The organism is Thalassococcus sp. BH17M4-6 (genome assembly GCF_049323015.1).
Taxonomy (GTDB): Bacteria; Pseudomonadota; Alphaproteobacteria; order Rhodobacterales; family Rhodobacteraceae; genus Puniceibacterium.
This window is the reverse complement of the sequence record NZ_JBMPGU010000005.1, coordinates 162,262-178,888: the sequence shown is the minus strand read 5'-3', so window position 1 is coordinate 178,888 and position 16,627 is coordinate 162,262. Positions and strand designations below refer to the sequence as shown.

The window sequence follows — 16,627 nt, the reverse complement described above, 5'->3', positions numbered from 1 at the left end:
CCCTCCAGGCCAATCGCCTAGCGTCGGACCACCCAAGGACCCGAGGCAGATCATGGCGTTGACCCAGCCGCAACTCGAAACCTCGCCCCCCGTTTCGGACGAGGTGCGCAAGACGACCTGCTACATGTGCGCCTGCCGCTGCGGCATCAACGTGCACATGAAGGACGGCAAGGTCGCCTATATCGAGGGCAACCGCGATCACCCCGTGAACAAGGGCGTGCTCTGCGCCAAAGGCTCTGCCGGGATCATGCAACACAACGCGCCGTCGCGCCTGCGCGCGCCGCTGCGCCGAACCGGTCCGCGCGGGTCGGGCCAGTTCGAGGAAATCACCTGGGAAGAGGCGCTGCAAACTGCGGTCGACTGGCTGCAGCCGATCCGGGACACGGCACCGGAAAAGCTCGCCTTCTTCACCGGGCGCGACCAGTCGCAGAGCTTCACCAGCTTCTGGGCGCAGAATTTCGGCACGCCGAACTATGCCGCCCACGGCGGGTTCTGCAGCGTCAACATGGCCACGGCCGGCATCTACACCATGGGCGGGGCGTTCTGGGAATTCGGCCAGCCGGATTGGGAGCATACCAAGCTTTTCATGCTCTTCGGCGTGGCCGAGGATCATGACAGCAACCCGATCAAGATGGGTCTGGGGCGGCTCAAGGAACGCGGCGCCAAGGTCATCGGCGTCAACCCGATCCGCTCTGGCTACAACGCCATCGCCGACGAATGGGTGGGCATCACACCCGGCACAGACGGCCTGTTCATCCTGGCGCTGGTGCACGAGCTATTGCGTGCGGGCAAGATCGACCTCGACTATCTCGCCCGCTACACCAATGCGCCGGTGCTGGTGAACCTTGATCCGAAGTCGCCGGACTACGGACTCTTCCTGCGCGATGACAACGGCAAACCGCTGGTCATGGACCGGGCCACCGGCAAGCTGACGGCCTTCGACGCGCCCGGCGTCAAACCGGACCTTGCCGCGAAATACCGCCACGCGGGCACCACGCACCGCCCGGTCATGCATCTGATGGCCGAGCGCTATCTGGACGGCAAATACAGCCCCGAAGCGGTGGAAACCCGCTGTGGCATTCCCGCGGCCCGCATCCGCCGCATCGCCGCCGAACTGGCCGATGTGGCCTTTGGCGATCCCATCGTGCTCGACCGCGAATGGACCGATTTCCGCGGCGAGAGACATTCTCGGATGATTGGCCGCCCGGTCAGTTTCCACGCCATGCGCGGCGTCAGCGCCCATTCCAACGGCTTCCAGACCTGCCGCGCCCTGCACATGCTGCAGATCCTGCTGGGCAGCGTCGAAACCCCCGGCGGCTTCCGCTTCAAACCGCCCTATCCGCGCCCCGTCGAGGCGCACCCGACACCGCACAGCTATGCCGTGCCGGGCAGCCCGCTCAACGGTCCGCACCTGGGCTTCCCGCGCGGGCCCGAACACCTGGCGCTCAAGGACGACGGCACACCCGCCCGGATCGACAAGGCCTTCACCTGGGAAAACCCGCTGTCGGCCCACGGCCTGATGCACATGGTGATCTCCAACGCGCATGCCGGCGATCCCTACAAGATCGACACGCTGTTTCTCTACATGGCGAACATGGCGTGGAATTCGTCGATGAACACCCGCGGCGTGATGGAGATGCTGACCGACACCGACGCAAACGGCGATTACGTGATCCCGCGGATCATCTATTCTGACGCCTATTCGTCCGAAATGGTGGCCTATGCCGACCTCATCCTGCCCGATACCACCTATCTGGAACGGCACGACTGCATTTCCCTGCTCGACCGCCCGATCTCGGAGCCCGATACCGCCGCCGATGCGATCCGCTGGCCGGTGGTGGCGCCCGACCGCGACGTCCGCGGCTTTCAGTCTGTGCTTTGCGATCTGGGCGCGCGGCTGAAACTGCCGGGCTTTGTCAACGATGACGGCGGCCAGAAATACGCCGACTATGCCGACTACATCACCAACCACCAGCGCAAGCCCGGGCTCGGCCCCCTTGCCGGCTGGCGGCTGGGCGAAAAGGGACTGGTGCAGGGCAAGGGCGATCCGAACGAGGCGCAGCTTGACAGCTACATCGCCAACGGCGGCTTTCAGACCTTCCACATCGCGGACGAAGCGAGCTATTTCAAACCCTGGAACACAGCCTATCAGGACTGGGCGGTCAGCATGGGGTTCTATGACACCCCGCAGCCCTACCTCTTTCAGCTTTACGCCGAACCGCTGCGCAAGTTCCAGCGGGCCGCCGAAGGCATCGGCGAACGGCAGCCGCCCGAGCATCTGCGCGGCAGGCTGAAGGCGACGATGGACCCGCTGCCGATCTGGTATCCGCCGCTGTCGGATGCGCACGAGGATCCGGTCGAATTTCCCATCCACGCGCTGACCCAGCGGCCGATGGCAATGTATCACAGCTGGGGCTCGCAAAACGCCTGGCTGCGGCAGATCCACGGGCGCAATCCGCTGTATCTGCCGACCTACTGGATGGAAAAGCTGGCGCTGCGCGACGGCGACTGGGTGCGCGTGACCTCGTCCCACGGTGAAATCACCGTGCCTTGCGCGCACATGGCCGCGCTCAACGAAAACACCGTCTGGACCTGGAATGCCATCGGCAAGCGCAAGGGCGCCTGGGCGCTCGACCAGGACGCGCCCGAGGCGACCAAGGGCTTTCTGCTCAACCACCTTATCCATGAGTTGCTGCCGCCCAAGGGCGACGGGCTCCGCTGGGCCAATTCCGACCCGATCACCGGGCAGGCGGCCTGGTTCGACCTGCGCGTCAAGATCGAGAAATCCAAACCCCCGGCAGAGGCGCAGCCGGTCATCGACCCGCAAGGCTCGCCGGTGCCGCCCGCCCCCGACACGCTGCGCTGGAAGGTGGGCAAATGATCGCTCTTTCTTCTTGGCAAAATACCTCCAGAGAGCACGAGAGACAGCGTCTCTCGTATGCCGCAGGCATTCCGCGCGCGAGGGGGGCAAGACTATGACCGACCTGCCAACCAGGACCGACCGCAAGATGGGGCTGGTCATCGACCTGGATACCTGCGTCGGCTGTCACGCCTGCGTGGTCAGTTGCAAGGGCTGGAACACCGAAAACTACGGCGCTCCGCTCAGCGATCAGGAGCCCTACGGCGCCGATCCCAGCGGCACCTTCCTCAACCGCGTGCACAGCTACGAGGTGCAGCCCGAAACCGGCCCGGCGCAGCTGGTGCATTTCCCGAAATCCTGCCTGCATTGCGAAGACGCACCCTGCGTCACCGTCTGCCCCACCGGCGCCAGCTACAAGCGGACCGAGGATGGCATCGTGCTGGTCAACGAATCCGACTGCATCGGCTGCGGCCTGTGCGCCTGGGCCTGCCCCTACGGCGCGCGCGAAATGGACGCGGCCGAGGGCGTGATGAAGAAATGCACGCTCTGCGTCGACCGGATCTACAACGACAACCTGCCCGAAGTGGACCGGGTGCCCGCCTGCGTGCGCACCTGCCCGTCGGGCGCGCGGCATTTCGGCGATCTGGGCGATCCCGACAGCGCCGTCAGCCAATTGGTGGCCGACCGTGGCGGCATCGACCTGATGCCCGAACAGGGCACCAAGCCCGTCAACAAGTACCTGCCGCCGCGACCCAGGGACAGCTGGACCGACCAGTCGGTTCTGGCGCCTTTCCTCGAACCCGTCGCGGAAGAGCCGCGCGGCTTCCTGGGATGGCTCGACAAGACGCTGGAGAAGCTTTGACATGCACCCCGCGCCGTCCATCATCGCCTTCACCACCTTTTCCGGCCTGGGGCTGGGGCTGCTGTTCTGGCTTGGCATCGACCCGACGCCGCCCACGGGCTGGATCGCCTTCGTGTTCTTCCTCATCGGCTACGTGATGGCGGTGGGCGGGCTCATGTCCTCGGCCTTGCATCTGGGCCATCCGGAACGCGCGCTCAAGGCGTTTTCGCAATGGCGGACAAGCTGGCTCAGCCGCGAGGCGTGCTGCGCCGTCGCAGCGCTCGTGGTCATGGGGATCTATGCGGCAGGGCTGGTGTTCTTCGGCGTGACCCTGGTGCCGTTGGGGTGGCTCGGCGCTCTGCTCAGCCTTGGCACGGTCTTCACCACCTCGATGATCTACACCCAGCTCAGGACCGTGCCGCGCTGGTTCACCCCGCTGACCCCGGCGCTTTTCCTGGCGCTGTCGCTGGCGGGCGGCGCGCTGTTGGCGGGGCGGGTCAGCATCGCGCTGGCGCTCTTGCTGGCGGCAGGTGCGGTGCAGGTGATCTGGTGGGTGACGGGCGACCGGAGGCTGGCGGCGTCGGGCACCGACATCGGCACCGCCACGGGCCTTGGCTCTCGCGGCGCGGTGCGGGCCTTCGAGCCGCCGCATACCGGCAGCAACTACCTGATGCGCGAAATGGTCTTTGTCGTGGGCCGACGTCACGGGATGAAGCTGCGGATCATCGCGCTGATCCTGATGCTTGTGCTCCCGGTGCTGGCGCTGCTCCTGCCCTTTGGCCACGGCCTCGCCGTGATCGCGGTGCTGTGCCATATCGCCGGGGTGCTTGTCGCGCGCTGGCTGTTCTTTGCCGAGGCCGAGCATGTGGTCGGCCTTTACTACGGTGCGCGGTAGCGGTTCGGTTTACGCGGCCAGCAGGGCTGTCGCTTCGCTCAGGCTCAGGAAATCGACCATGTCGGGCGTGATCTCGGCAGGTGTGACACCGGGCAGAAAGCACACCAGCCGCGGCCCGGCGTCGGTCGTCAGCGTGACCTCGGTTTCGTCGTATTCGGCGTCGTAGGTCATCAGCAGATCGTCGAACTCGGGCACGTCGTCGCCGTCGGGATAGGTCACCACCAGCGTGTCCTGTCCGGGGGTGAAATCCTCGAAATAGGCCTCGGGGCCGTCGTCGATCACACGCACGAAGGTGTCGTTGCCCGACCCGCCGGTCGCGTGATCGCCCGCACCCGCAGCGATCACATCGTCGCCGCGCCCGCCGTCCAGAACGTCGACCCCTTCGCCGCCGATCAGCGTGTCCTGGCCATTGCCACCCTCGAGCGTGTCGTCGCCGATCCCGCCGTCCAGCCAGTCGTGCGACACATGCCCCTGCAGCAAGTCGTTGCCCGCGTCGCCCGACATCGTGTCGAAACCGGCCCCGCCCAGCAGGGTGTCGTCACCGTCGCCGCCGCTCAGGTCGTCGCGGCCGGTCTGGCCGTCCAGCAGATCGTTGCCTTCGCCGCCCTCGAGCGTGTCATGCGCGACGCCACCGTAAAGGCTGTCGTTGCCCGCGTCGCCCTGCAGCAGGTCGTTGTTCTGCGCGGCATGGATGACGTCATCGCCCGGCCCGCCGATCAGCGTGTCGTGACCCTGCGCGCCATAAAGCGTGTCATTGCCTTCGCCGCCGTCGATCAGGTCATGTCCGTGGCGGCCCTGCACGAAATCATCACCGCCCCCGGCGTCGATCTCGTCCTCGTCGCGGCTGCCGAAGATGATGTTGTTGTCCTCGAGGATGGCAGCCAGGGCGCCGCCCGTCAGCGCCACACCGACAAGTCCGATAATCGTAAACATAGGCTCTGCGTCCTTTGCTGCTCTGCCGCCGCCCGACGGATCGGGGGCGCTCCAGAGCGGAAACTACACAGCAAATACGCAGAGATTATGGCTCAAATGCGCAACAATGTGACCGGTGGCCGGTCACTTGCGCCAGGTGTCAAGCCAGCGGCGGAAGCGCCCGCGCCGTTCGGCAAAGGAATCGCCCGCCGCCTCGAAACTGTCGCCCACATCGGTCAGGACCGGGTCGATGCGGTTTTGCCGGAACCGCCGCCAGCGCACCCAGATCGCCCAGACGACGGCGGCCAGCGTCGTCAGGATGATGATGTTGATCCAGGGAATGCCCTTGCTGGCATCCGGCCCGTCGACGGCCCGGACCGAGATTGCGTTGGGATAGATCGACAGGAATTCGTTCCGCCAGCCGTAATGCCGGACCAAGGCCCATTGCGCCGCGCCGCCGGTGGTCTTGGATTCCAGATCCGACGCTTCGGCTTGCAGGTTCGAGGTGTCGAACTTGAAATACGGCGGCCAGCCCCAGCCGGTATCCTCGTTGCGGTAGATCATCGGCTTGTTGTTGGCCTGGAAGGTCTGGATAAAGAACACGTCGCGGTTCACCGGGTTAGGATTGTCGCCGGTCGCGGGATGCGCCCAGAAGATCGAATTCTCGCCAAAGTCGATGCGTTCGACATAGGTGTCGGTGATCCGCACGATGTCCTTCTGCGGAAGGGTGTAGTGCAGCACAGCCGCGACCAGCCCCCAGAAGGTCAGGATGAACACCCATTTGACGTAGACCATGTTGCGGCCCCTTCAGTGAAAATTGTTCAGGTAGATGATCAGGCCCACCAGACACATCGGTACGATATAGACCCCAAGGATCAACTTGCGACGCAGAGAATTGTCATACTCCTTCAACCCCTGCTCGACAAAGGCTTCCTTGTCGCCGGTCATGCCTTCCTCGTCCCATTCGGCCCGCAGCTTGCCGCGCCGGACCGAGCGGGAATAGAGCGACACACAGATATAGACGATCGTCAGCACCACGAAGGCGATGATCATCAGCCGGGCGAATGCGAACATGCGTTACCTCCTGACAGCGCCCCAGGGACCCACGCGGGCGATCAGATCGTCCTTGGGCGCAGGCGCGGGCGGCGGCGTCGGATCCGGTTCCGCCATCGGGGCCTCGTGCCCAAAGAGTGCGCGGCGTGCCCCCACCTTGTCCACCTGATATTCCCGGGTCAGAAAATCCACAACGTAGGATTTCTTGGTTTCGCCCCAGTCGGCGTACTGGCGGTAGAACAGGCTCTTGTGGCAGATGAAAAGCTGCCGGATGTCCATTGGCGCCATTTCCGCGAGCAGCATGTTGACCAGATCCTTGTCGGGCGTATCCGCCGCCCGCAGCGTCAGGAAATAGCTCGGATGGTCCGAAGAGATATGCGGCCAGTCGCCCACGCCCTCGGCCCAGTTCACCAGCCGGTTCAGCCCGTGCCACGCCTCGGGCAGCCGGTCGGAATGGCGGCGCGCCAGATTGCGGATGTCGCGGCGGGTGGCGCCGGTCAGATCAAGCCCTGCGTCCTGCGCCGCATCGACAACGATGAAATCCATCTTCTGCCGCAGGATCGCCGCCGCATCGACGCCGCGCGCCTTGACGATGGGTTCGACCAGGTCGTTCACGTCCAGAAAGATCGCGACCCGGTTCCGGTCGGTGGTGTTGATCACGTATTCGATCGGCAGTTTGCCGGGCGCGGCCCAGTTGCCGCCCATGATGACGGCGGGTTCCTCGACCGTGCGAAAGATGTACATGCCGCCGAAATGCGCGGTCCAGAAATTCTCCTGCCGGAACTCCATCTGTTTCAGCCGCACCGGGTTGCGCACCACGTCGCCGGTTTTCTTGGAAAGCGTGATCATGTCGGCGATCAGCACGTCGTCGTACCAGGCGTCCTCCTCGGTCATGAACCGGTCCACCATGTGCGCCAGCCGGTCGGCATCGCGCACCGTGCCGCTGGTGGTATCCGCCTCGATCCTGACGGTGTGGATGTCGAACAGCCGCACCGGATCGCTGACATCATAGACCGAATTCAGCAACTCGCCCGCCACCGCGTCGCGCGCGGTGAGCGCGAAAAGCTCGCGCTCGTTCTCGTCGATGAACTGCCGCAGGATATCGCGCGAGGTCGAGAATTTGGCGTTGAGCAGCGGCGCGGTCTTCTGCTGGGTGGTCAGCAGGATGAACTGTCGGTTGACGCCATTGTGGTTGAGATAGAGGTGATCGTTCAACTCATCCCCGATCTCGGGGCTGTAGCCCGAGATGTCGATGTGGAAATCTGTCAGCGCCGTTGTCTTGCCCGCGAGATGCTTGAGCGCGCGGTTGTACCGCTCGACCAGCGCGGGGCTGTCGACCTCGATGAGGTTGCCGAACATGAGACCAGCTTCGATCAAGCGTTTCATCGGGATTGCCCAATTTTACGTTTGGCTTCGGCAATAATCCTCTTAACGATCAATTCGAAATCTTGACCAATCTCATCATCGCGCATGCCATATGCTGTTCGGCGATATTCGTTATTCTCTTCGCGGTTAGAACCCATGTCCTGAAGCTCATGTGCGGTCACAACTCGATTTATCATTCGTCGCATTTCGGAGTGATCTCGCTCAAGTTGTGACCCCCACAAAAGGTCTGCTTCAATAAGTCTGGGATAAAGTCTTTGCATTGGATCGTTAAGTCGCTGTAGTCGACGACTCATAGCAAGAGCTGATGCTTCATTCTTTTCTCTCTCGCTGAACCGATCGACCGCCTTTTCGAATTTGTCCTCAAAGGCCATGTCCATCTCGCCTGCCGACATAAATGGGCTCCGAAAGGAATGGAAATAGTCAGAGCACTCTCTGGCGATCAGTGCCATGTCACGCGCCAGTTGACGATTGTCTTCCCACTCTTTCTGGTTCTTCCATCGATCAAGGCCTTTGGAAGCAGTATAAGCGCCCCACAGAGCCGCGCTCCCGGCAATCAAGGTACCAAGGGCAATTAAAGTATCAGATGTCTGGGGAAGCCCCCACATCAAACCTTCCCCTCCAGATACCGTTTCTTCGCCTCTTCCTGCCGTCCGAAGTCGCGCACCATCGCCTCGATGGCGGCCTCGTCCGACTTGTCGGCATAGCGGAATTCGCTGTCCGCGTAGCGGTTGATCTCCTGTATCACCATCTCGACGGTGATGGGCTTGCGCAGGTCGGAAATCATCGCGGCCTTTTCGTCGTAGCTTTTGAAGAGGAATAGCTCCGGCTCCTCCATCCACTCATCCGGCAGTTCAAAGTCCATCGCCCGGACCTTGACCGCGTCGGTGATGTTCTTGATCGCGCGGCCGGTGAACCGCTCGTCCGCCTCTTGAATGGCCTTCAGATACGTGCCGAGCTTGGCGATCGTGTCCAACTCGCCGACCGAGGCATGCACCCGGTCGAACACCTCCAGCAGACCGGCCTCATGCGGGCGGGAGTGCGATTCAAAACTCGCCGCCACCGCCTTCTGGATCGCCTGCGCCTCGTAAAGGTCGTGATCGCCCAGCGGGATGTCGTGGTTCTTGCCCATCAGGAGCGCGAGGATGTCGATGTAATCGTCCCGCGTCTGCGGCCCGTCCACCAGAAACCGCGCACCGGCCCGCTGGCGCAAAGCGTCATCCACGTTTTCGGGATAGTTCGAGAACATGCCAAAGGTGCAGTTGCCGCGCACCACCGTGTTGGCCCCGGCAAAGCTCTCCATAAGAACCGAAGTGATTTCCAGCTGCCCGGCAGACGACTGTCTGTCGCCGCGCTTGCCCGCCAGCGTGTCGATATCGTCGATGGTGCCAAAGCCGATGACATTGGGGTCAAGAATGTTGTCGATGAAGGCCTTGGCGTTCTGGCCAGACTTGCCCTGGTAGCTGTCGATGTTGTCGGTCGACAGGTTCTGATAGCGGAAGGGATAGCCTGCCACCTGGCAATAATCGTTGATCAGCCCCGCCATCATCTGGATGAGCGTGGTCTTGCCCGTCCCGGGTTTGCCATCCCCCATGAAGGTGAAGATGAAGCCGCCAAGTTCGGCAAAGGGGTTCAGCTTGCGGTCGAAGTCATAGGCCATGAGCATCTTGGCAAGCCGCATCGCCTGGTACTTGGCGATGTGGTTGCCGACCACCTGATGCGGTTTCTTGAACTGCATGGTCAGGGTCGTGCCGCGCGCGCGGGTTGCGGGCGTGAAACCGCGGATGGTGAAATCATCCGCCTCGACCCGCCAGCCCGCACCGGTAAAGGCCTCCAGCCGCGCCGCCCCCTGCGCGCGCAGGGCAACCTTTTCCATCACCTGTTCGGCAAAAGCGGCGACCGTCGCCACCAGCCGCGCGTCGTCTGCCGCATGCGCCTCGATGTCCTGATCCAGCTCCCACAGCAGCCCGTGCAGCGCCACCTGCGCGTTGTCGGTCAGCAACTCCTCGACCTCGCCCACCTCGACCGACACCTCGGTCATCTGCGGCCCTAGCAGGAAAGCCAGCGCATTGCCAAAGACATGCGCCACCGCCAGCGCCTCGGCACTCAGCAGTTCGGCAAAGGCGGTCTTTTGATCTCCGCCCAACGATCCCTGCAGGTTGGCGCGTTTCAGATCGCCAAGGCCGGTGGCGTCGGAAAATGTCTCGCCCACCGCCAGCGCGATGGCCAGCGCCCGGCGCAGGGTGGTCATCACGCTGGCCTGCAGGGGCGATACCAGCGGATCGTCGCCGTCCGCCGCCTCGATCCGGGCGATCAGCTGCACGCCTTCGGGCCGCGCGGTGCGGCGTGTCACCAGCCCCGGCGTGGTGCTGCGAAAGGCGCGGCGCGTGCCGAGGCCAGTCGACCGTTCGGGCGCGGGCGCGGCCCCCGCCTTGGCGATGCGAGGGGTATGATCGAACCCCTCCAGCAGCGCCACGGCGGCGGCGTAATGCTTGCGAATATCCTCTTCGCGCAGCTCCATCAGATCGGATGTCAGGCTCATCTTGTCTCCGTCCCCGGCTTCTTCTTGGCAAAAATACTCATCGCCGCGGTCCCTTTGCGCGCCACGCTCAGTACACCAGCACCCGGCCCGCCGGGCTGACCACGAACTTGCGCACCGTGGCAAATCCGGGCGGGTTCTTTTCCGCCAGCACCTGAAACGGGCGTTCGGGCAACACGATCATCCGATCCGTCCGCGTGGCGCCGGTATCGGCGCCGCGGCCCGCAAAAGGATCGAGCGCGAAGATCTCGCGCTCCACCGTGCCGAACCAGCCGGCGCGTTCCTCGACCGCGCGTTCGCTTTCCAGCTCTTCCAGCGTGAAGGCCAGCGCCCAGTCCTGCCCCCGCGGTGCGCGCGCTTCGGCCAGAACGTCGCGGATCGGGCCGGATTGCCGGGTGAAGGCGTGCGAATACATCGGCCCTACGTGCAGCCGGCGCAGGCGCTTGGGGTGCAGGTCGTCGAACGTCTCGTCGAACGCCTTGGCGATGGTCAGCAGTTTCAGCCCGCCAAGGGCCTGGCCCATCAGATGCGCCTGCACCTCGGGCCAGCGGCGCTCGTCCACGGGCAGGGCGGTGCGGCCCGTATCCTCGACCTCCATCAGGTAGATCGTCGGGAGGTTGACCTGCGTGTCGTAGACCGCCCAGTGGATCATGTAGCGGGTGCGCGGATGCGACCCTTCCAGCCAGCGCGCCTCGGGGTCGTTGCGCGCCCAGAACAGCTGACCGCGCGCCAGCTCCTCGTAGTAAAGCCTTTGGCTGAGCGCGAATTGCAGCCTTGTGGGCAGGCTCTTCTGGCCGATGATCTGCTCGACCATCTGCGATTTCAGCGCCTTCGTGCCTGGCATGTTGGACAGGTGCCGCCCGGCCTGCTGGGCGTCATTGGCCATCACCAGGAGTTCCGACGCGACCGGAAAACCCGAGTCGCAATCGTCCATGGTAATGGAGCCGAAGAACTGCCCGGTGTCGCGCCCGACCAGCAGGTATTTCATGCTCAGTGCGCGAAACGTAAACGCCAGCCCGCGCACGTAGCGGGCGATGACATAGACCTCTTCCTTGCTCAGCCGTCCTTCGGATTGCAGGACGGCGGCGACCCGGCCCAGGTGGGCGGTGATCGCCTCGAACTTGGCGAAATAGCGTCGGCTGGCGAATTGCTCGCTCAGGCCGACATGGTCGTGGGAAAAGTCGGTCATGTTATCTCCGGGCCATGCGTCGCCAAGCATCGGGGACCGGATGCCGTCAGGGTGCCCCGACCACTCACCGAAGCGTGCCAGCGGTCAGTCATCGTTTTCGCCGTTCGCGAGCCAGTCGCCCGCCCCCGTGCCGCCGTGGCTGGTGGTATCGTCGTCCCGGCGGCTCCCTCCGCCAACCCCGAAGGTTCTGAGCAGACAGCCGACGGCCACGAAGGCCGTGATGGACCCGACCGTATCGGCGCCGTGCATAAAGGCTGCCAAGGTCACCATCGCGGCTGCGGCCGAGCCGACCAGCCACAGCGCCGGACCGGCGCTTCGCAAGACGGATCTGGCGGTGCCAAGCGGCATCGGATCACGCGCCGTACAGGTTCTTGTCGTGCTTCTCGACGATCTGAGCGAACCGGCGGGCAAAGCGTTCGTCGGCCTTGGCCTTCTGCTCAAGCACCTCGCGGGCAAAGACCATGTGGTCCTCGTGTTTTTCCATCATGTCGGCCATGCGCTGGTTCGTGGCCGTCCCGATGGCCGCCATGGCGGCCTGCGCTTCCTTGTCGGTTTGCACGCCGATCTCGTTGATCCGGTGCGCGACGTCCTGTTGCTGCGCGGTCTTGAGCGATTTGGACAGCGCGTCGTACAGCACCACGCGCTGCTTGGTGTCGGTGCGCAGCTTGTTGATCAGGACCATCTGCGTCGCCGCCTGGTTCTGCAGGCTGTCGATCCAGGTCTTGCCCTTCTCGATGTAGCGCTCAAGCGTCTGGGATTTTGCGAGCTTGACCTGTTCGTCCTGCACCAGCGCGTTGTAGCGGGCGTTCACATCCGCCAGTTCGGTTTCCAGCTTGGTGCGCGCGGCGGCGTCCTGTTCGACGCTGATCTTGTTTTCCAGCTCGATGATCTTCGGGTCCATCGCCAGGATTTCGGCCTTCACGGCCTCAAGCTCGCCCACGGTCATTTCGCGTTCGTCCAGCGTCTCGGCCAGATTGCTCTCGACCGATGCCTTTTGTTCGTTCAGCATCGTCAGCTGCCCTTCGAGCAGACCGACGATCACATCGGATTTGCCGATCAGGTCCTGCAGCTTGTCGTCTATGCTGGCCATCCGGATCCGGTCCTGCCGCATTGATTCCGCCTTGGCGTCGGAGAAGATGCCGACGAAGGTTTCCCAGCCGGTCTTGGTGCGCATCTCGTCAAAGTCTTTCGAAAAGGCCGCCGTCACGTCGTCCAGCCCCATGATCAGTTCCGCGATATTGGCGTTCATCACATCCGTATGGGCGTGCACATCCTCGAGCGAGGCGTTTTCGATGTCGATCATCGCGTCGTCGCCCGACTTCATCTTCGCACGGGCGGTTTCGATCCGCGTCGTCAGCTCGGCGATCTTGGTCTGCGCCTCAAGCACCTGCTCCTGGCTTTCGCGCACTTGCGCATCGAACTCTGACATGGGGTCCTCCGGTTCAATCACTTGACGGTCAATATAGGAATGTAAAAAGGATTTACATCCCTTCATCTTCGGTTTGGCCAGAGTTTTGCAAAACCGCGCGGCAATGGAAAGCGCAATGCGGTCAGGGGTGCAGCAATTCTGCGGAGAGCCGCCGCAACTGCGCCTGTAGCGCGCGCAATTCTGCCATCGTCATGCCGGTGGCCCGGGCGACGCAGCCCGGGATGTGATCGGCTGTGGCGTGAAGCTTGCGCCCCGCTTCGGTCAGATCGACGCTGACCCGGCGTTCGTCGTCGGTGTCACGGCGCCGCGTGACGTACCCGGCAGCTTCCAACCGCTTGAGCAAGGGGGTGAGCGTGTTGGAGCCAAGGCCGAGCCTCTGGCCAATCTCGCCCACGCGCAGCGGTGCCTCGGCCCAAAGCTGGATCATCACGAGGTACTGAGGATAGGTCAGGCCCAGCGGTTCGAGCAGGGGCTGGTAGACCCGTCCGAATGCGTGGTTCGCGGCATATAGGTCAAAGCAGATCATCTGCTCCAACCCGACGGGGCCTGTGCGGGTGTCAGTCATAGGATATAGTTATATCGCGCGCGACTGATCGCAAGGCTCTTGACGTTTGTCGAAGCAGGCTAAGTTTAATCGCACACGATTTAAACGCTCACGGCGTAAACCGAAAAGAAGGAGGCACCCATGCCCAAGGAAGTCATCTACACCACATCCGCCACCGCCACCGGTGGGGGCCGTGACGGCAAGACCGGCACCGACGACGGGACTTTTTCGGCCGATCTGGTCGTGCCCAAGGAAATGGGCGGACCGGGCGGTGACGGGCTTAACCCCGAAAAGCTCTTTGCCAGCGGTTACGCGGCCTGCTTCATGGGGGCGATGCGCCACTATGCCAGCCAGGAAAAGATCAAGGTGCCGGATGACGCCAAGGTGCATGTCACTGTCGGCATCGGCCCGCGCGAGGACAACGGCTTTGGCCTGGATGTCACGATCAAGGTCGATCTGCCGGGAATGGACGAAAAGACCGCCCGCGATCTCATCGCCGGCGGGCACCATGTCTGCCCCTATTCCAACGCCGTGACCCAAGGCCTGTCGGTCACGCCACGCCTGGCCTGACTGCTTTGAAAATCCCGGGCCGCCTGCGGGCGGGCCCGGGACCGTCCGCCGCTTTGGATTGGGCTTGCTACGGGCCGCGATACCGGCCCTACTGTCCGCAGCAAAGCGCGGAGCCCGATCATGCACCTTTTTCCTGTCATAGCCTCGGTCGAACCCGAACACGATGCACCGGCCCCGGACCGGGTGATCGCTGGGAATCCGCGGTTCACAACCTGGAACCTGGAAGAGCGTGACGGGCTCTACTGCGGCATCTGGGAGGCGACGCCCGGCAAATGGCGCATCCAGTATGACGAATGGGAATACTGCCGCATCCTGTCCGGCGTTTCGATCCTGACCGAGGATGGCGGCACGCCGCAGACTTACCGGGCGGGCGACAGTTTCATCCTGCGCCCCGGTTTCTCGGGCACTTGGGACGTGGTCGAAACCACGCGCAAGGAATACGTGATCCGGCTTTGAAGGGTCAGGGATTCCCGGCTTGCGGGCCGCGTGCGCATGGCTAGACTTCGGCCATATTCACATTGTGACGGGGCCATTATGAAATCCATCCTGCTTTCCCTTTTCCTTGTCCTGCCATCGCTTGCCGCGGCAGACGAAATTTCCGACGCCCTGACCGCCGCGCAAGAGGCCTATGCCGATGGCGACATCCAGTACGCGCTGGACGAGCTTGATTTCGCCCGCAACAAGCTGCTCGAGGCAAAGACCGACGCCCTGGGCGCCTTCCTGCCCGCCGCGCCGGATGGCTGGACGCGCGAGGTCAATACCGAGATGAACCAGGGTCTGGCGATGATGGGCGGCGGCGTCGGGGCCGAGGCGACCTATACCCAGGACGACGGCGGCAAATCCTACAAGATCACGATGATGGCCGACAATCCGATGGTGGCCAGCATGGCCGCGATGGTCACCAATGCCGCGGCGATGGGGCTCAAGGTCGAACGCGTCGGCCGCCAGCGCTTCATGGTGCAGGATAACGAAATGACGGGACTGGTCGCCAACCGTTTCCTGATTCAGGTATCGGGCGCGGATACCGACACGATGATGGCCGCCCTTGAGGCGATGGATTTCGCCGCCCTGTCCGGGTTCGGCCAGTAGGCCTGGGTCACGCGGCCCCGGGACGATCCGGGGCCGCGGTCCGTATCACACCACGTTGAAGGCCGGTCCGTAGGGATAGCCGGTGATGTTTTCGTTGCCGTCTTCGGTCACGATCAGGATGTCGTGTTCACGGTAGCCGCCGGCACCCGGCTGACCGTCCGGAAGGGTCAGCATCGGCTCCATCGAGATGACCATGCCCGGTTCCAGCACCGTGTCGATATCCTCGCGCAGTTCCAGCCCGGCCTCGCGCCCGTAGAAATGCGACAGCACCCCAAAGGAATGGCCGTAGCCGAAGGTGCGGTATTGCAGCAGATCGCGGTCCGCCAGAAAGGCGTTGATCTTGTGCGTGACCTCGGCGCAGCTGACACCGGGCTTGAGCAGAGACATGCCGTATTCATGGGTCGCCACGTTCGCTTCCCAGATGGCGAGCGATGCGTCGTCGACCTCTTCCACGAAAAGCGTGCGTTCCAGCGCGGTGTAATAGCCCGAGATCATCGGAAAGGTGTTCAGCGACAGGATATCGCCCCGCTCCAGCACCCGGCCGGTGACCGGGTTGTGCGCGCCATCGGTGTTCAGTCCCGACTGGAACCAGACCCAGGTGTCGCGGTATTCGGCATCGGGAAAGGCGCGCGCAATCTCGGCCTCCATCGCGTCGCGGCCCGCCATGGCCACGTCGATTTCACGGGTGCCTGCGCGGATCGCGTCCTTGATGGCATAGCCACCCACATCCGCCACCCGAGCGCCTTCGCGGATCAGCGCGATTTCGGCGGCTGATTTCCTCATCCGCTGGCGCATCGTGGCGTCGTTGACCGCGATCTTGCGGGACGGGGCCAGAAAGGCATCGAGCGTGGCCAACCCCTGAAGTGTCAGGTGATCCTCTTCGAACCCGATGGCCCGTCCGGTGCCCGTGACCGACAGGATCGCCCGCCAGAAATTGTCGCGTTGCCAGTCGGTGTAGGTGATGTTGTCGCCGTGACAGCGCCGCCAGGGCTGGCCTGCGTCTATGCCCGCGCTGATCGTGACCGATTCCTGCGCTGTCACGACAAGCCCGTAGGGCCGCCCGAAGCTGCAGTAGAGGAAGCCCGAGTAATAGGCGATGTTGTGCATCGAGGTGAAGACGCAGGCATCGACCCCAAGGTCGGCCATGATCGCGCGCAGGCCCTTGAGGCGCGCGTCGTATTCGGCGGCGTTAAACGGCAATGGCGCCTTTTGACCGTTGTGAAAGCGATAGAATTCAGGACGTTCCGACATGTGACCCTCCGATCAACCGCCGCACCGGGCGGGGGAGTGTCAGTGACCCGCCCCCACCGCGCATGCGGCAAA

The 16,627-nt window shown here is 63.6% G+C and carries 17 protein-coding genes; 6 read left to right on the top strand and 11 right to left on the bottom strand.

Features of this window, described 5'->3' with window-relative positions:
- Positions 1-52 precede the first annotated feature (52 nt).
- From ACOXXX_RS09560 to ACOXXX_RS09550, 3 genes are all read left to right on the top strand, one after another.
- A complete protein-coding gene (locus ACOXXX_RS09560; protein ID WP_422826343.1) occupies positions 53-2,881 on the top strand; it encodes a molybdopterin oxidoreductase family protein in 2,829 nt (942 codons plus the stop codon).
- A gap of 94 nt (positions 2,882-2,975) precedes the next feature.
- Complete coding sequence (locus tag ACOXXX_RS09555) at positions 2,976-3,722, top strand: 4Fe-4S dicluster domain-containing protein (protein ID WP_422826342.1); 747 nt, start codon at positions 2,976-2,978, stop codon at positions 3,720-3,722.
- Between the two features lies 1 nt (position 3,723).
- Positions 3,724-4,596: a dimethyl sulfoxide reductase anchor subunit family protein gene (locus ACOXXX_RS09550; protein ID WP_422826341.1), complete on the top strand. Its 873-nt coding sequence runs from the start codon at positions 3,724-3,726 to the stop codon at positions 4,594-4,596.
- A gap of 9 nt (positions 4,597-4,605) precedes the next feature.
- Here ACOXXX_RS09550 and ACOXXX_RS09545 read toward each other — a convergent pair whose 3' ends face one another.
- From ACOXXX_RS09545 to ACOXXX_RS09500, 10 genes are all read right to left on the bottom strand, one after another.
- On the bottom strand, positions 4,606-5,529 hold the full coding sequence (locus ACOXXX_RS09545) for a calcium-binding protein (RefSeq protein WP_422826340.1): 924 nt from the start codon (positions 5,527-5,529) through the stop codon (positions 4,606-4,608).
- 123 nt (positions 5,530-5,652) lie between these two features.
- Positions 5,653-6,303 carry a DUF1523 family protein gene (locus tag ACOXXX_RS09540; RefSeq protein ID WP_422826339.1) on the bottom strand — a complete coding sequence of 217 codons (651 nt, stop codon included), beginning with the start codon at positions 6,301-6,303 and terminating at the stop codon, positions 5,653-5,655.
- Positions 6,304-6,315: 12 nt separating this feature from the next.
- Positions 6,316-6,582 (bottom strand): hypothetical protein, encoded by a 267-nt coding sequence (locus ACOXXX_RS09535; protein WP_422826338.1) that lies wholly within the window; start codon positions 6,580-6,582, stop codon positions 6,316-6,318.
- A gap of 3 nt (positions 6,583-6,585) precedes the next feature.
- Complete coding sequence (locus tag ACOXXX_RS09530; protein WP_422826337.1) at positions 6,586-7,947, bottom strand: DUF6638 family protein; 1,362 nt, start codon at positions 7,945-7,947, stop codon at positions 6,586-6,588.
- Positions 7,944-8,552 carry a hypothetical protein gene (locus tag ACOXXX_RS09525; RefSeq protein WP_422826336.1) on the bottom strand — a complete coding sequence of 203 codons (609 nt, stop codon included), beginning with the start codon at positions 8,550-8,552 and terminating at the stop codon, positions 7,944-7,946. The genes ACOXXX_RS09530 and ACOXXX_RS09525 overlap by 4 nt, the downstream gene beginning before the upstream one ends.
- Complete coding sequence (locus tag ACOXXX_RS09520; protein WP_422826335.1) at positions 8,552-10,486, bottom strand: ATP-binding protein; 1,935 nt, start codon at positions 10,484-10,486, stop codon at positions 8,552-8,554. Before ACOXXX_RS09520 ends, ACOXXX_RS09525 begins: the two co-directional genes overlap by 1 nt.
- Positions 10,487-10,553: 67 nt before the next feature.
- Positions 10,554-11,672 carry a hypothetical protein gene (locus tag ACOXXX_RS09515; protein WP_422826334.1) on the bottom strand — a complete coding sequence of 373 codons (1,119 nt, stop codon included), beginning with the start codon at positions 11,670-11,672 and terminating at the stop codon, positions 10,554-10,556.
- A gap of 84 nt (positions 11,673-11,756) precedes the next feature.
- On the bottom strand, positions 11,757-11,942 hold the full coding sequence (locus ACOXXX_RS09510) for a hypothetical protein (protein ID WP_422826333.1): 186 nt from the start codon (positions 11,940-11,942) through the stop codon (positions 11,757-11,759).
- A gap of 82 nt (positions 11,943-12,024) precedes the next feature.
- Complete coding sequence (locus ACOXXX_RS09505) at positions 12,025-13,101, bottom strand: hypothetical protein (protein WP_422826332.1); 1,077 nt, start codon at positions 13,099-13,101, stop codon at positions 12,025-12,027.
- A 121-nt stretch (positions 13,102-13,222) separates the two neighbouring features.
- Positions 13,223-13,666 carry a MarR family winged helix-turn-helix transcriptional regulator gene (locus tag ACOXXX_RS09500; RefSeq protein WP_422826331.1) on the bottom strand — a complete coding sequence of 148 codons (444 nt, stop codon included), beginning with the start codon at positions 13,664-13,666 and terminating at the stop codon, positions 13,223-13,225.
- A 120-nt stretch (positions 13,667-13,786) separates the two neighbouring features.
- On the opposite strand from ACOXXX_RS09500, the gene ACOXXX_RS09495 reads away from it, so the two are divergent.
- The 3 genes from ACOXXX_RS09495 (at position 13,787) to ACOXXX_RS09485 (ending at position 15,304) form a co-directional block, all read left to right on the top strand.
- Positions 13,787-14,215 carry an organic hydroperoxide resistance protein gene (locus tag ACOXXX_RS09495; RefSeq protein ID WP_422826330.1) on the top strand — a complete coding sequence of 143 codons (429 nt, stop codon included), beginning with the start codon at positions 13,787-13,789 and terminating at the stop codon, positions 14,213-14,215.
- Positions 14,216-14,335: 120 nt separating this feature from the next.
- Entirely contained in the window at positions 14,336-14,671 is a 336-nt protein-coding gene (locus ACOXXX_RS09490) for a cupin domain-containing protein (protein ID WP_422826329.1), read from the top strand.
- 78 nt (positions 14,672-14,749) lie between these two features.
- Positions 14,750-15,304 carry a hypothetical protein gene (locus ACOXXX_RS09485; protein WP_422826328.1) on the top strand — a complete coding sequence of 185 codons (555 nt, stop codon included), beginning with the start codon at positions 14,750-14,752 and terminating at the stop codon, positions 15,302-15,304.
- A 45-nt stretch (positions 15,305-15,349) separates the two neighbouring features.
- On the opposite strand, the gene ACOXXX_RS09480 is transcribed toward ACOXXX_RS09485, so the two are convergent.
- The gene (locus tag ACOXXX_RS09480) at positions 15,350-16,555 is read right to left on the bottom strand and encodes an aminopeptidase P family protein (protein ID WP_422826327.1); all 1,206 of its coding nucleotides are present in this window, start codon (positions 16,553-16,555) and stop codon (positions 15,350-15,352) included.
- Positions 16,556-16,627: the final 72 nt, after the last annotated feature.